Below are 13,256 nucleotides of genomic sequence, written 5' to 3'. Positions count from 1 at the left end.
CGATGCCCAGCACGCCGTTGGCGTGATAGAGCTTGATTGCCGTGCTGACGATCTGCATCCGTCCGGCGCCATTGTTTCCGTTCAGCTCCCAGGGGCCAGACTTCGGAAGCGCCCAGCCGGACAGGCCTGAAACATAATCACTGGAATAAAGGGCGCCGCCGATTTTGCCGTTGGTGATGCTGGCGTCTTGGACAAATGCTTCTCGGATAAACGTCTGCCCACCGACCACCGCGAACGGCGAGACAGGTGTGCCATTGGCCAGATTCAGCAACATGAACGTATCCGCCCGCACAACAAACTGGGACGACACGCCGGATGGATCGACCTGAAGACCTAGGCCGAAAGAAGCGGCGTACTTCTGCCCACCCGCCGTGGTCTCCATCTTTACCGACCAAAGCGTGGACAGCTTGCCGTTGGTGTCTGCAAGTGCCGTAGCGGTTTGCTGTACTGCTGCCGAGTTTTGTCCCACCGCCACGCTCAACTGATCGGTCTTCGTGACCATCGCCGAATTGTTGGTCGCGACCACCTTCTCCAGTCCGGTGATGTTGGCCGCGTTCTTGCCAATCGAGGCGTCGAAGGTGGTGAGTCGTTGTGATGTCGCCTCGTATTCGGAGGTGCGAACCTTGGTTTCCGTGGCAGCCGATGCGGTGCTGTCCCAGCCCTTCAAAGCATCCGCCAGATCGCCCTCCCCGTTGTCGTCTCTCGACGATGCACGCAAAGCCTCGAAGGCCGTCGCTTGGGAAGTCATCACGCCGTCGAGTTCGCTGATCTCGGCGGTGTTGGTGGCGACCTGTTGCGCCAAGCCGTTGGCCGTTTCAACCGTCTGGCCAACGTCGAGCCAGTAGGCAGCGTTCGGTGGCGGAGTATTGAGCGGCACGTTGCCGGTCGCCTGATAGATCCGCTTGCCCACTACCACCAGGTCGTATTCAACGTAGGTGATTTCCGGGTCATACCCCTTGAGGCCGTCGAGCGCATCGATCTGCGCCTGAAGCCCGGGGATCTTCTCAATTTCAGCCAACAGGTCCTCGCCGAGTTCCGTCTTGGTGATCTGACCGGCAAGCATTTCCAGAATGGCCCCAGCGTCAGCGCTCGACTGCCCCTGCACGCCCATGCTGATTGGATGCCACGGCCCGATGTTGCCGATCCGATCCACCAGCCGCGCCCAGAAGTAGAACGTGACCCCGGCAGCCAGGCCGAGCATGGAGAAATCGCTTTGTGGGTACGACAGGTCCGTCAGCTTGGTGGCTGCTTCCAAGCTGGTGGTTGGTCCGTACCAGATTTCAGTTCGTTGCGTGTCCTCAGCCCCGGCAGGAAAGCCCCACTTCAAATAGATGCCGAACAGCAGCGGCGCGGCCGTGAGGAACGACACCGCTGGCGGCAACCCTTGCTTGCCGGCGAGATTGGTCAGGATCGAGCTTTTCCATACCGACGAGATATCGAAAGCACTGACCGCCCGGACGCGGGCCAAATAAGCCCCGGCGTATATCCCGGTTACGTCAATGCTGGTCGAGCCCGTGCGCGGCGTCCTGATCCAGTTGCCATTGTCCTTGCGCCACTCGACCTCGTAGGCGACCGCACCGTTGACCGCTGGCCAGGTGATGGACATGGTGGCGACTGCGATACCCTGGGAGACAACCGAGCTCGAAGTGAGCGTCACACTGGCCGGCGCCGGAACGACGGCGATCGGGATTACGCTGATCGGCCGTTCTTCCAGGCGAGCACCCGTGTCGATGTGCGCAAACTTGCTCGGGTCGTACTGGATGGCCGATATTTCAAATACGCCAGGCTCGGGACGTGAAACGCTGGTCACGCGGTACAGCGGCACGGCCAAATCGTCAGCGTCGAGCGCCCAGACAAGCTCGCTCTCCGGCACTGCTGAATAGGCGACAGTGACAGTAACTGCGCGCCCCGCCACGGCCTGCACCGTGCGCCCTTCGCACTTGCCATTGGGCAAGTTCAGGATCAGTCGATCGCCAGCCTTGGCTTGTGTGTCGCGGTCGAGGGTAATGGTGCGGCCAGACACCGTGGAGATTCGCCCACCGATCGCACGGCCCGCCAGCAGCTCGTCGGCAACGGGAATAACGTAGCCAGGCAGAGGGATGCGTCCGTCGAGACCGACCTTGAACGTGATCCCACGATCCTTGGAGTTCGTCAGTAGCGCCCACTTGCCCCGGCGTTGCGCCTCCGACTCGCGGGTGCAGCCGATTGCGCTGATCTCCAGTGGGTTGTCGCCGTAACGGCGCTGCAGCTTCGGATCGGTCACCGAGGTAACGTCCGTGTCGTAGTTGTTCGCCGGGTTGTCGTAGCTGATCAGGGCCCGACTGTACCTGGTGCGCTCCGATGCGCTCGAGTAAGTGAACTTGCCGTCAATGACGTTTGCCCGGGTATAGGCAAAGTCGAAGTCGGTTGCGCGCGGCATGTCGGACAGGCTGAACAGTTGCCCTTGCGCCCAGTAGGTCATCCCACGATAAATCGCCGAGATGTCTCGCAGCAGTGACCAAGCGTCGGCCTTGCCTTGCAGGTTTAAGTTGCAGATAAAGCGAGGCTCTTGCCCGCCCTTACCGTCCGGCACCAGTTGGTCGCAGTACTGGGCGATCCGGTACAACTCCCACTTGTCCACCTGCCAAGGCTTGATCCGACGGCCAAGGCCGAAGCGGTCATTTACCGTAATGCCGTAGGTCACCCACGCAGGGTTATCGGTCCAGCCGAGCTTAAAGGTGCCATCCCAGATACCTGTGTAGGAACGAGTCTCGGGCTCGTAGTTGCTCGGCACCTGCCATTTACGGGCTTGGCAATCAACGGTGACAGCCGGGATGTTGCGGAACTGCTCGGCCGAAAACTCAATGTAGAGCAGCGCGGTGTTTGGGTAGCCGAGCTTGGCGTCGATGACTTCAGTGAAGCCCGCGATCTGCATGGTGTCGGCGATCTTGTTGTTGTTCTGATTGGGCGTGATGCGGGTCACGCGCATCAGCCAGCCACTGGTTGCTGCCGGTAAATCGATGCGGCGCGTGCGCTCGTAGGTACTGGTGGTTTTTCCGTCTACAGCTTCGCTCAGCACTTGCTGATAGGCGCCGCCATCGGTGGCCAGCTCAACTTTGTACTCGATTCGGTAGCCGTTTGTGTTGCCGCTTGAGTCCACCGATTGCAACGCAGGCCAGGCGAAGCGTAGGCGTACGGCCGATAGCTCAGTGTTGCTGATTGCACGCACATAAGGCGTGCCACTGCGAAGCTCAATGCCTAGGGTGGTTTCGTTCTCGATCGATGGGATGCCCTGTATGTAGCTCTGCTCGACAGAACCGCTACGGAACTCCCATTTCACGTTCGGGAAGTTCATGTTGCCCTGAGGGTCTTGCAGCGGCGTGTTGTCGAGGTAGATGTCCTGGGCGGTCGGATTGCCGGCGAACTCGCCCTCGCCCATGGCTATCAATATTTTGGCCATCGCTACAGAGCGCAGACTATCCGGCGCCTCGGTCGGGGTCTTTGGCTTGTCCGATCCGCCTTTGGCGCCGAAGATTTCAACCTGCTGTGCTGCGCCCATGCTGTTCTCCAGGCAATAAAAAACCGCCTCATGGGCGGTCGTGGTGTTTGGTGGTGTGGCTACACTTGGTCTTCGGCGTAGATGGCAGCACTGATGATCGCGCCACCCCAGCGGCGCTTCCCGATGCAGAGCGGGACAGGGTTACCGGATGCGGTGGTGTTCTTGGCGCTGCCGAAGGCATAACCCGGGGTGTTCTCTGGGGCTGCGCTGGTCTTCAGGCCTTGGGCTTGGGGACTGAGCATCTGGACTACGCCACCAAGGGCCATTGATGCACCCATCAGCATCAGGCCAGAAGTGAAAGGTGTCGCCGTACCGCCAGAAGCGAAAGTCATAACAGCTCCCACAGCGAGCAGCGCCACACCCACAATAGTCTGGAGAGCGCCGGCACGCTTACTGCCAGATAACACTGGAGCGATTCGAATATCGCCCATCCCGCCGAAAGAGAGTTCGCCCTCGCTGATATTCGTCTTCCCGCGAAAGACAGCAAACTCCAGGCCTCTCGACTTTGCATTGGAGAGAAAGCGCTCAAGCCCTGGGATCTGGATGCACAACGCTTTAATTGCCTCAGCTGGAGAACTAACGGACAGCCTGAATGCTCGACCAAATTGCCGAAGCTGCCCATAAAGTAGGATCGTGGTCATTGGCTGATATTCGTTAGGGGACGCAGTCATTCCTTTTCCTCTAAATGCAAAAAAACCACCCGAAGGTGGCTTTAGATTCTGGCTGGCGAATCAAATAGATGTCGGCCGTATATCAAGCCCTACTTGAGTATCGCCGCCGATCCTGAATTTCTTTACCTGCCCATCTACCACAACCATGGACTGCTCCTTTCGGAGCTCACCCCAGCTGCATGTACCGCCCCCGATTTTGTCGCCCGACAAACCGATAATGTGCTCGCCAGCAGGAACGTAAAGGCGGACCACTTCGCCGGTATCGATTCGAGCCGTAAACTTCCCATCGACCAAAACTCCGACGTAGCACGCACCGCCAACAAAACCAGTGTCACGCGTTACGATTACGGTTCCGTGCGGGCCGGCAGGCTTAGCTGAGAACGCCATAATCCTATCAGATGGCACAGGCCTCGCCTTATCGGCAGGAACCTGAGAAGTCGAACACCCCGCCAACAAAGCCACTGCAACCGCCCCGATCAAAATCCGCATGATCATTCCTTGTCCTGAAAACGCAGACTGTATCACCCGTTTGAGCCTGTACGAATCCCCAGTAACGCTCAACCGCCCGCCGATAGTAGCCTCTCGCCTTCATGCAACGGATACCCCCAGTCCTTTGCTTGCAAGCCCAAGGACTGGGATTGCGCCAATTTCGGCGCGTTAATGACCTGGAGGTCAATGTGAGCAACCCCTACAACGTAAGCAATGAATCCGCTATCTACCAACTTGCCAACGCGGTAACGGCGTTGGCTCAAGTTTCAGCTCAAGCACATCCAGAGCTCACCCAGGGATATCTGGCTATAGCAATGGAGGGGTCTAAGCGCGCTGGCCATGGCGATGATCTGGTTAAGGAGATTTTTCATATAGTTTTCCCAGGTGCTCAGCCTCCTGTTGCTTTATCACCTGAAGAGTTCGCAGCAAAACAGGCTGAACTAGGCAAGTAATTTTGCATTAGTGACGGTCGAAGATTTGATCATGGCTTCATTGATATAGATTCGACCGTCACTCCCAGCCAGAAACGGAACTGCAGGTTTCCGTTGGTTCGAATTTTTCATATTCATATACCACTCCTGCGGCCCTGCCGCGTCATGTGATTGATTGTGCATCTTTGTGCCTGAGGACCAGGCGTGTTCGGTCCAGCCACGGCCCGCCGAAGACGATGATCTCGCTCGGCCGCCCGTACAGGTGGTGCAACAGGAAAGGACCAGGCCCGAAGGTGTTCGCATTTTCCTCTGGTAGGGCTGGATCGGTGCCGAGGTAGATCCCCGCATGGTTCGGGTGAGCTGTTCGGCCTACCGTCATGACGATCATGTCGCCGCGCTGCGGATGGTCGACACGGACAAAGCCGGCCGCCTCGTAGTTCGCTTCGTACAGGCTGACAGCGTCCGCGCTTTCCCACCAACCGTCCTCGCGCTTGAAGGACTCGAACTCAAGCCCCAGCTCGCGCTTGTACCAGTCGGCGCAGACCTGCCAGCAGTCCCACGCACCGTGCACAAATGGGCGATTGAGCAGCGGCGTAATGCCGACTGGGGTGATGCTGCGCAGGTCGCCTTCCGGCCAGCTGACTATGTGCCAGGGCAACTCGGTAGCCTCACACATGGCTAGGTCGTGCGGCGATGGTCGACTGGTGGCGTCCGGGTGCGAATGGATAATGCCGATGACCTCGCCCAAATCTTCCGCTTTGGCGTAGTCCTCCGGATCAATCCGGAACTCTTCACTAGGATCGGCCGCAATATTCCGACACGGGAAGTATTGCTGCTTTCGCCCAACCGCCAGCAGCAGGCCGCAGCACTCTTTCGGGTACTCCGCTGCGGCGTGCGCTTGGATCGCCAACAGGATGTGCTTGCGCATGATCAACTCCGGGCGATCAGTGAGACGGCGGGGAATCCACCGTGTGGAAGTTGGTTGTTGTCACCAAAGCGCAACTTGCAGGACTTGAGCCCGCCCTTGCACTCGTCCTTGCTCGGGTCATCCGTTGGGTTGTCGTCGTCATCGAACATCGCACCGCCGGTGTAGCCGCAGTTCGGCCCACGGTAGCCTCCGGTCATGGCCCAGTGGCAGAAGGTCGTCATCTGGCGCCCGGGCAGTCCGTGGTTGTCGATCTCGCCCGGAGACGAAAGCTCCCACTGCACAAACTCGCCGTCTTCACCGGTCTTCTGGTCGATAAACCAGATCTCCAGCGCCTCTTGCGTCGGGTCAGCAGTCGGGTTGCCACCCGGAAAATTCGCCGCGTCGAGGTACTGCGCCATGGTTTCGCGGACAGTCAGCTGAAACTTCAGCAGGTCTTCGAAGGCCAGGCACAGCGCCGTGATTCGCCCGTTGACGTTGCCCGCGCTGAATACCGGTCGAGCCGCCCTGCCGTCACTGTCCGAGCTGAGGCCTTCAATCTGCACCGGCCACGCCGCGTACTCGTTGCCTTGCCACCAAATCGACTTGGCTGGCAGTTCGTCGACTGATCCCTCATAGGCGAGCAGTTCGGCGGGTGTATGCGGAATGGCGTGACCATGGAAGCGCAGCACATCGGCGCCGTATTCCGTACCGTCAATTTCAAAAAGCCGCACTTCCCCGCCGGGCTCCAGCTTCTGGATGTCCGTTATCAGTGCCATGTGGCAGTTCCTTATGGATGAAAGGTTTGCTCGAAGGTACCGGTCAGGGCGTAAACATCCCCACCCCTGTTCGCCGGCTTGTAGCCAGTGCATTTGTAGAGGCCGAGCTCACCGAGTGGCGGCGTCCACAGGAAGGCTTTCGCTCCAGCGTGACGGTCGAGAAAGGCGATGATCTGCTTTACCGTGGCGGCCTTGCCTGTGTAGCTGAACGGCCAGGACTGCGATTTGTTGTTGATGCCGTCCGACACCGACTGGCTGTAGCCATCACCGAACTGCTTGGTGCGCACCCGTTGACTGACCTCGCCCTCGGCACCCTTTTCGACCTGCCAGGTGAAGCGCTCAATTGCCATAGATCACCCTTTGATTGCTCTCGTTATGCTGCCGCCCTGGCTAAGATCCTTGCGCAGCAACTGTCGATACTTCTGCTCGACGAAATCGCCAAGCTCTTTGCCGAACTGCTGATACGACGGATCGCTCGACGTTGCGCTGGTGCTGCCATCGCTCGCGACATTCACCTGCACGCTGATTTGCGTAGTGCCGCCACCGCCCATGGCTTGAATGCCTGCACCACCGCCAGAGGTCAGCGGCGTGACGCTGCCGCCATTCGCGCCGGTCATGAGGTAAGAGCGCCCGCCCTCGTTGTACAGCTCAGGGCCGAGTTCGTTGACTTCGTAAAGCGAGTTCGCTGCAACCGGACCACCAGCAGCCCGGTACCCTGAAAAGTCGACATTGCTGTAGCCGGCCTGGGTCGACCCCGCCGAAGATGCTGCGCCGCTACCGCCACCGAAGTACGCGCTGGCGGCAGTGCCGGCAAGACTCGAAAGAAGTCCGGAGGCCGCCTGCCGTGTAGCAATGCGCGCCATGTCCGCCAGAATCGATTTGGCGAAATCGGAAAACGCGAACTTGCCAGATATGGCGAAATTCGCGACCGCGTCTTCCATTCCGCTGAATGCGTTACTGAACAGGTCATAGGTCTGGCTGGAAACGTCACGCGCCGACTCCAGGTAGTCCTGAAAAGAAGCGGTTGCGCCGTTTTTCCAGTCGCTTTGCTTGGCGGCGAGTTGGTCGTAATAGTCCTGATTGGCGGCCAACGCTTCGTCCAGCTTTGCGCGAATCTTGCCGGACTCGACGTTGTAGGCCGAGCCACCCAACTGATCAGCCGGAGTAGCCTTGTTCAACTGATCCTGATAGCGCTGGAACTCCTTGCGGGTGGCTGCATCCTCTGCGGCACGCTCGGCAGCCTGACGACCCAGCCCAATGAACGATAGTTGCGAAGTGCGCTGATCATTCTTGCTCTCGCTGGCCGATGTAATCGACGCCTGAATCTGCGCCGACCGCTCTTGCAGCTTGATCGTCTCGTTGTGTAGCCGAACCTCTTCAGCCACCGCGACGTTCTTGTCGAGCTGGGCCTTGATGCCAGCCTCGCTGGCCAGCAGGCTTTTTTGATCTGCAGTCAGCACCGACCGCGTCTTGAGATCGGCAATCTGCTGGGTGATCTCGGCGCGTTTGCGTTCAGCCTCGGTCAGCTTGTCGTCGCTCTTCAGCTGAGCAGAGAGCGAGCTTTCCTGAGCGCGGAGTGTCAGCAGCATCTGGGCGCCGGCATCACTTCGTACAGCGGCGACCTTCGGGTCTTTGTACTTGTCGTTGATGTTGGCGATGTTCTTATCGACCGCCGCCTGATTGAGTCGGGTGTCGTTCGGGTTAACCTCCCGAATTTTGTCCAGATCCGCCTTGTACTTCTTGATTTCCGCGCCGCGCAACTGCTCATTGGTGAAGGCGGACTTGGTCAGCGCATCGATACGCTCAGCAGCAGCGATAGCATCCTTCTGGCGACTGCCATCCAACGCCTGGGCAGCGGCAATTGCTGCCGCGGTGTCACGCTGCTTGACGAGGAAATCGAGCTCCAGCTTCGAGTTCGCCAGCTTCTTCTGCGCATCGGTGTCGTCCGGATCACCCTTTAAAGCGCTCTGCGCGGCAGCTATCTGCTGACTGAGATCGGCGATCCGCTTCGAGGATTCTTCGGCGCGGCCAATGTCATTGAAGGCGTCGAGGGTCTTTTTTGTTTCTGCTGCGACACCTTTCCATGCTCGCTCCCACAGGCTCAGGTTTTCAATGACCTGCTTGGAGCGGTTCTGGATCGTGTCTGCATAGGTATCGGCGAGTAGCTTGGCTGCACCGGTCTCATCGCCGCTTTTCTTCAGGGCAACGATCTGCGAATAGATCGAGGCGGTGAGGAAATTGTATTGGTCGTTCAGCCTCTTGGCGGCGGCAACCGGGTCTTTGCCAATCTCGACGAATTCGGCGACGGTTTCCGCCGCGGCTTTGCCGGTAGCCTCTTGCATGGACAGGGCAGCAATAGTGATCGCCTCGAAGCTATCTGAGGCGATCTTTCCGCTACCGGCCAACTGGGCTAGGACTTCAGCCGCAGCGCCCGTATTCCCCACGCTAGCGCCGATGTTTCGCGCCATGGTGCCCAGTGCATCTGCCGTCGTGCCCGCGGCATTACCAGTGAGAATCAGCGCCTTGTTGTAGGCGACCGCCTCCTGAGTGCCGTTGTTGTAGGCGACAGCCAGACCTACAGCCGCCGCGCCGGCAAGGGTAAACGGGTTGATCAGTCCGGCGACGTACCCGCCCAGCGCCTGAGCGGCTGGACCAATACCGCCGAACATGTCTTTGAGCTGGCCACCTTGCTGCAAGAGAACCGTCAGCGGCGCCTGGCCACCTTGGAGCGATACAGCAATGTCAGTGAACTGCGCCGGTACACCGCGGAGGGCCGCAGCCGTCTGCTTGGCGGATAGGCCCAGCTTTTCGGTCTGCTTGGTCAACCCTTCGGTGGACTTCTCGGCACCCTTAGCCCCTGCACCCATGCCCTTGACGGCTTTCTCGGACTTCTCGGTGGACTGGGTCAGGCCGAGCGTTGATTTCTCGGCCTTTGCGCCCGACTGGGCAAGCTTGTCCAGGTCGTTAGCAGCCTGAGCGGCCTCGGCCGAATTTACGCGAATGCCCAGTTCGGCGATCGAGGTCATGCAGTTCTCCAGGCAATAAAAAACCCGCATGGCGGGCTGTGTTGTTCGGCTGAGCTATTTCTTCTCACGCATCTGATCGAGCGCTTCACCTTCCATCAGGCGGACCCAGTCGAACACCTCGGAACGCTCGGACTTGGGCACGCCGCGCAGACGCATCACGTCGGGCAGCACCCCGTAATCAAGCCCCGTAGCCCCACCCATGCCCGTGCGCCACTGCGTCTCCATCGCCATAAAGACACCCAGAGCCTGCCAGTTGTCGGGCCATATCTCGAATTCGTCGCTGCCCATATCCTCTGGCGTGAAGCCGAACGCGGCTAGCTCGCTCTTGGCGGGGCTTTTCGCGTAAAGCCTACGGGCAGCGTCGATTAGTTTTTTCGGCGGGCCTGCACGATCTCGTCGGTGTAGGCCTGGGAAATAACGCGAACGGCGCCTGCGTAGTTCTGACACAGCAGTTCGAAGCTCTCGGCCTCGCACTTGTCATCAAGATCCCATCCGACCACGCAGCCTGCCAAAACCTCTGCATCAGTCTTGCCCTGAATCTCTTTAATCCACTCGTCCAGCGCGTCACGGGTGCGGTGCTTGAACTCCACGACTACGACAGCGGCGTCACCACCATGGATAGGCAGCTCGACTGGCTTCTTGAACGTCGGGGCAGCCTTCAGGCTAAATTTAACAGTCATGTTCTATCCCAAAAGGAAAGCCCGCGCAGTGGCGGGCTGGATGGTTATGCCGAGTAGCGCATCGGCTCGGACGTCAGCGAGACAGTGGCCTGCAAGCCCATGATCTCGTTCTTGGTCAGGGTCGGGGTTTTGTTCAGCGTCACATACCCGTTGTAGAGGATGCTCGACTGCGACGGCAGGGTGATGCGCACGGCGCGCGGGATGCGGTCATCGTTGGCAGCAGACAGCAGCGCATACCACGGCAGCGAGGCGTCATCGCCGATGGTCATGGCGAAGCTCGACGCCGACTTCACGGTCGGGATCTGGTGCTCTACGTCCTCTTCGAGGAATGAGTAGGTAACGAACTGCTGCTCGCCGCCCGAGGTCGTGAACTCCAGCACCTGGGTGATCTGCACCCACGTCAGGATCTTGCGAACCGTGCCCGCGCCACCACCGACCGGGTACAAACTGACGTTACTGGTGTCCACGCCTTCGAGTACGAAAGCGTCAGCCGTTTGCGACTTCACTCGCACGATGCGGGAGTTCAGGCGGGACCAACCGGAAGTGACTTCCAAGATATCGCCGACTACGAAGCCATGGCCGACAGAGCTGCAGGACGCCTCAGCGGCGTTACTGATGGCAGTTACGGTCTTCGGCGCTTGATACGTCGAGGCCGCGGCGACTACCGCGCCGTTGGGAAGCGAAACAGACATGGGTTTTCCTCATGCACAAATGAAAAAACCCGCACTAGGCGGGCTCCGGTGTTGCTCTGCGGGTCAGTCGGTGTCGGCGCGGTATTGGAAACTGGCGGCGATTGTCCAGGTGTTGCCCTCTGGAACGCCGGGACCAGGCTCTAACGGCGTCAGCGTCATGACGGTGAGGCCGGCCTTTGCGTATCGATCGTTCAGCGGGAATAGCGCGGCCAGCTCGTCGACGATGCCCTCAGCCTTGCCGGTGCCGGCGCCGGCTGGCGTCACGACGCTGACCTGAAACAGGCCGGTAAAGGCCCTGTGGTCACCGCCAAGCGTCTCGCTGCTGGTTCCAGCCGGTAGCGTGAAGGCTGCAAGGTAGGTCTCGCCGTCGTTCGGGGTGAGGGGCACGCCTTGATAGGCAATGCGCAATGCCGGCGTTCTGGCGGCAGCCCACGCAGCAAGACGAGCCTCGTAGATCTGGCGAATGGTTCGATGGCTCATATGTGGTGATTCCTGACCGCCTCGTCGACGATCTGCTGAAAGCGAGCAAGTGTTACGCGGACCATGCCCTGCGGCGCCTGCTTCTCTGAGTGGCCGTATTCCAGCGGGATGGCATAGGGAAGGCTGTTGGTGATGTATGCCACCTGGCCCGCATTGAAGGCTCCAGCCTCAGCAACAATGCGGCCTAGTGTCTCTGCTCCCGTCGGGTCGACATTCAGGCTGGTGCTGTTGTCCGGCGTCATCAGGTTGAATTGCCAGTTGCCGCGGAACCGCCCGGAATCCACCGGCGACATGCGGATCAGTGAGCCGGCAACCTCGATGATGATCTCGCGCAGACTGGCGTCGATCGCCTCAGTTGCTTGCTCGGCGAACTTGGCCAGCTCCAGAGCGAAGCCGCCCTGTTTGCCACCATATTTGGCTTTCATGTTGGCCATCAGCTTCGCACCTGCAATTCGTACAGAAGCGGAGTGCCGGCCGGATTGATCTCTTTCAGCGGCGGCACAATTGACCAGGTCTTGCCGTCAGCAATGACCTTGCTCAGCAGCGAAGGCGCCGAAGTCAGCCCCTTGGCCGCGAGCTTCAGCTTCTTGTCGCCTTGCTTGATCAGGCTGTTGGCTTGGAACTCCAGCCCGGTGTAGTCGATAAGGATGCCCTGCCCGTCTTGCTCGGTGATCGTCTCGGGCGAGGTTTCGCCCGATTCGGGGTCGTACCCGCCCGGCATTACGGTGCGCAGGGTGATGGTCAGTCCGTACTGCGCGATGAGGCGCAAGGCCGTAGCGGCCATTCGGTCGTAGAACGCGCTCATGGTCAGGCCCTGATGGCGAACAGGCCTTTGCGGGCGATGTGCGCGGTGAACTGAAGGCTGCTCGGGCTGGCCGTGACAGCGGGTTTCTGGCTGCCGCTCGATGCAGCTGCATACTGGACTTCGACCGCACCCTCGACGCGCTCCTTGGTGACTGCACCAGTGCGCTTGTCGACTGGGTCGATGTCGTCAGCGTGAATCTCGGCGGCTAGCGCCATCTGCCCGGACTTGATCCGAACAGGAATGGAATCGGACGGCAGCGTTCGCTCGTCGATGGTTACATCTCGGCGCGGCCACGAAAGTGCCTGATCGCCGTTGGTGCGGGTGCCTTTCCAGTTGTATCCGTCCATAGCCAGTGCAGCGCGGCGCAATAGGGATTCCTGAGCAGGCTCTTCGGCAGGGATAGTCGCGCCGTACTTGGCGGCATAGTCGACCAGCTCGGCGGCGGTGGCGAAGCTGTCGGCGTCCGGCTTCCCGGTGCCATCTTCAATGATCAGTGACACTGGATACCCTCCGGGCGAAGCCCCTCCGCAGAGGGGCCGTGCTGCTGGTTACTCGCTGGCCTGGGCTGGCTTGTCTTCGGCCAACTTGGTCAGCTTCGGAGTCTTTTCCGCGATCTGTTCCGGATCGATATCGGCTTCGTGCTCGACATCGATGATGCGCAGGTTGTTGCGCCGAGCCAGGTCTTTGGCGTCTTCCTTGTACTGGTGCAGCGGGTGAGCTACGAGCCAGATTTTGCGGGTGTCGCGAATAACGTTGCTCAT

16 protein-coding genes are annotated in these 13,256 nt (G+C 59.7%); 2 read left to right on the top strand and 14 right to left on the bottom strand.

The window, feature by feature from the left end; genetic code table 11:
* Positions 1-3,538 (bottom strand): host specificity protein J (locus KGB21_RS23065; RefSeq protein WP_223506849.1); only part of this gene is annotated, 3,538 nt, incomplete at its 3' end.
* Between the two features lie 59 nt (positions 3,539-3,597).
* Positions 3,598-4,209: a tail assembly protein gene (locus KGB21_RS23060; RefSeq protein ID WP_223506848.1), complete on the bottom strand. Its 612-nt coding sequence runs from the start codon at positions 4,207-4,209 to the stop codon at positions 3,598-3,600.
* Between the two features lie 93 nt (positions 4,210-4,302).
* On the opposite strand from KGB21_RS23060, the gene KGB21_RS23055 reads away from it, so the two are divergent.
* Positions 4,303-4,587, top strand: a complete 285-nt coding sequence (locus KGB21_RS23055; RefSeq protein WP_223506847.1) for a hypothetical protein — start codon at positions 4,303-4,305, stop codon at positions 4,585-4,587.
* A 299-nt stretch (positions 4,588-4,886) separates the two neighbouring features.
* Positions 4,887-5,150, top strand: coding sequence for a hypothetical protein (locus tag KGB21_RS23050; RefSeq protein ID WP_223506846.1), 264 nt, complete (start codon positions 4,887-4,889; stop codon positions 5,148-5,150).
* Positions 5,151-5,292: 142 nt separating this feature from the next.
* Here KGB21_RS23050 and KGB21_RS23045 read toward each other — a convergent pair whose 3' ends face one another.
* From KGB21_RS23045 to KGB21_RS22990, 12 genes are all read right to left on the bottom strand, one after another.
* Entirely contained in the window at positions 5,293-6,057 is a 765-nt protein-coding gene (locus KGB21_RS23045) for a C40 family peptidase (protein ID WP_223506845.1), read from the bottom strand.
* A gap of 2 nt (positions 6,058-6,059) precedes the next feature.
* On the bottom strand, positions 6,060-6,812 hold the full coding sequence (locus tag KGB21_RS23040; protein WP_223506844.1) for a phage minor tail protein L: 753 nt from the start codon (positions 6,810-6,812) through the stop codon (positions 6,060-6,062).
* Between the two features lie 11 nt (positions 6,813-6,823).
* Positions 6,824-7,162, bottom strand: a complete 339-nt coding sequence (locus KGB21_RS23035) for a phage tail protein (protein WP_223506843.1) — start codon at positions 7,160-7,162, stop codon at positions 6,824-6,826.
* 3 nt (positions 7,163-7,165) lie between these two features.
* The gene (locus tag KGB21_RS23030) at positions 7,166-9,838 is read right to left on the bottom strand and encodes a phage tail tape measure protein (protein WP_223506842.1); all 2,673 of its coding nucleotides are present in this window, start codon (positions 9,836-9,838) and stop codon (positions 7,166-7,168) included.
* Between the two features lie 54 nt (positions 9,839-9,892).
* Positions 9,893-10,204, bottom strand: a complete 312-nt coding sequence (locus tag KGB21_RS23025) for a DUF1799 domain-containing protein (RefSeq protein ID WP_223506852.1) — start codon at positions 10,202-10,204, stop codon at positions 9,893-9,895.
* Complete coding sequence (locus KGB21_RS23020; RefSeq protein ID WP_223506841.1) at positions 10,204-10,518, bottom strand: phage tail assembly chaperone; 315 nt, start codon at positions 10,516-10,518, stop codon at positions 10,204-10,206. The genes KGB21_RS23025 and KGB21_RS23020 overlap by 1 nt, the downstream gene beginning before the upstream one ends.
* Positions 10,519-10,562: 44 nt before the next feature.
* Positions 10,563-11,210, bottom strand: a complete 648-nt coding sequence (locus tag KGB21_RS23015) for a phage tail protein (RefSeq protein WP_223506840.1) — start codon at positions 11,208-11,210, stop codon at positions 10,563-10,565.
* Positions 11,211-11,273: 63 nt separating this feature from the next.
* Complete coding sequence (locus tag KGB21_RS23010) at positions 11,274-11,690, bottom strand: phage tail terminator-like protein (RefSeq protein WP_223506839.1); 417 nt, start codon at positions 11,688-11,690, stop codon at positions 11,274-11,276.
* On the bottom strand, positions 11,687-12,115 hold the full coding sequence (locus KGB21_RS23005; RefSeq protein WP_223506851.1) for an HK97 gp10 family phage protein: 429 nt from the start codon (positions 12,113-12,115) through the stop codon (positions 11,687-11,689). The genes KGB21_RS23010 and KGB21_RS23005 overlap by 4 nt, the downstream gene beginning before the upstream one ends.
* An 8-nt stretch (positions 12,116-12,123) precedes the next feature.
* On the bottom strand, positions 12,124-12,495 hold the full coding sequence (locus KGB21_RS23000; protein WP_223506838.1) for a hypothetical protein: 372 nt from the start codon (positions 12,493-12,495) through the stop codon (positions 12,124-12,126).
* Positions 12,496-12,497: 2 nt separating this feature from the next.
* A complete protein-coding gene (locus tag KGB21_RS22995) occupies positions 12,498-12,995 on the bottom strand; it encodes a DnaT-like ssDNA-binding protein (RefSeq protein ID WP_223506837.1) in 498 nt (165 codons plus the stop codon).
* Between the two features lie 48 nt (positions 12,996-13,043).
* A complete protein-coding gene (locus KGB21_RS22990; RefSeq protein ID WP_223506836.1) occupies positions 13,044-13,256 on the bottom strand; it encodes a hypothetical protein in 213 nt (70 codons plus the stop codon).

Source organism: Pseudomonas sp. GL-RE-29 (assembly GCF_019947275.1).
Lineage (GTDB): Bacteria > Pseudomonadota > Gammaproteobacteria > Pseudomonadales > Pseudomonadaceae > Aquipseudomonas > Aquipseudomonas fluorescens_A.
Note: the sequence above shows the minus strand (reverse complement) of the source record. Positions and strands in the feature narration are given on the sequence as shown.

What these genes read in the sequence shown, in the direction of transcription:
- KGB21_RS23060 (WP_223506848.1), bottom strand. Translation starts at nt 4,209, where the DNA reads ATGACTGCGTCCCCTAACGAATATCAGCCAATGACCACGATCCTACTT.
- KGB21_RS23045 (WP_223506845.1), bottom strand. Translation starts at nt 6,057, where the DNA reads ATGCGCAAGCACATCCTGTTGGCGATCCAAGCGCACGCCGCAGCGGAG.
- KGB21_RS23040 (WP_223506844.1), bottom strand. Translation starts at nt 6,812, where the DNA reads ATGGCACTGATAACGGACATCCAGAAGCTGGAGCCCGGCGGGGAAGTG.
- KGB21_RS23035 (WP_223506843.1), bottom strand. Translation starts at nt 7,162, where the DNA reads ATGGCAATTGAGCGCTTCACCTGGCAGGTCGAAAAGGGTGCCGAGGGC.
- KGB21_RS23030 (WP_223506842.1), bottom strand. Translation starts at nt 9,838, where the DNA reads ATGACCTCGATCGCCGAACTGGGCATTCGCGTAAATTCGGCCGAGGCC.
- KGB21_RS23020 (WP_223506841.1), bottom strand. Translation starts at nt 10,518, where the DNA reads ATGACTGTTAAATTTAGCCTGAAGGCTGCCCCGACGTTCAAGAAGCCA.
- KGB21_RS23015 (WP_223506840.1), bottom strand. Translation starts at nt 11,210, where the DNA reads ATGTCTGTTTCGCTTCCCAACGGCGCGGTAGTCGCCGCGGCCTCGACG.
- KGB21_RS23010 (WP_223506839.1), bottom strand. Translation starts at nt 11,690, where the DNA reads ATGAGCCATCGAACCATTCGCCAGATCTACGAGGCTCGTCTTGCTGCG.
- KGB21_RS23005 (WP_223506851.1), bottom strand. Translation starts at nt 12,115, where the DNA reads ATGAAAGCCAAATATGGTGGCAAACAGGGCGGCTTCGCTCTGGAGCTG.
- KGB21_RS23000 (WP_223506838.1), bottom strand. Translation starts at nt 12,495, where the DNA reads ATGAGCGCGTTCTACGACCGAATGGCCGCTACGGCCTTGCGCCTCATC.
- KGB21_RS22990 (WP_223506836.1), bottom strand. Translation starts at nt 13,256, where the DNA reads ATGAGCAACGTTATTCGCGACACCCGCAAAATCTGGCTCGTAGCTCAC.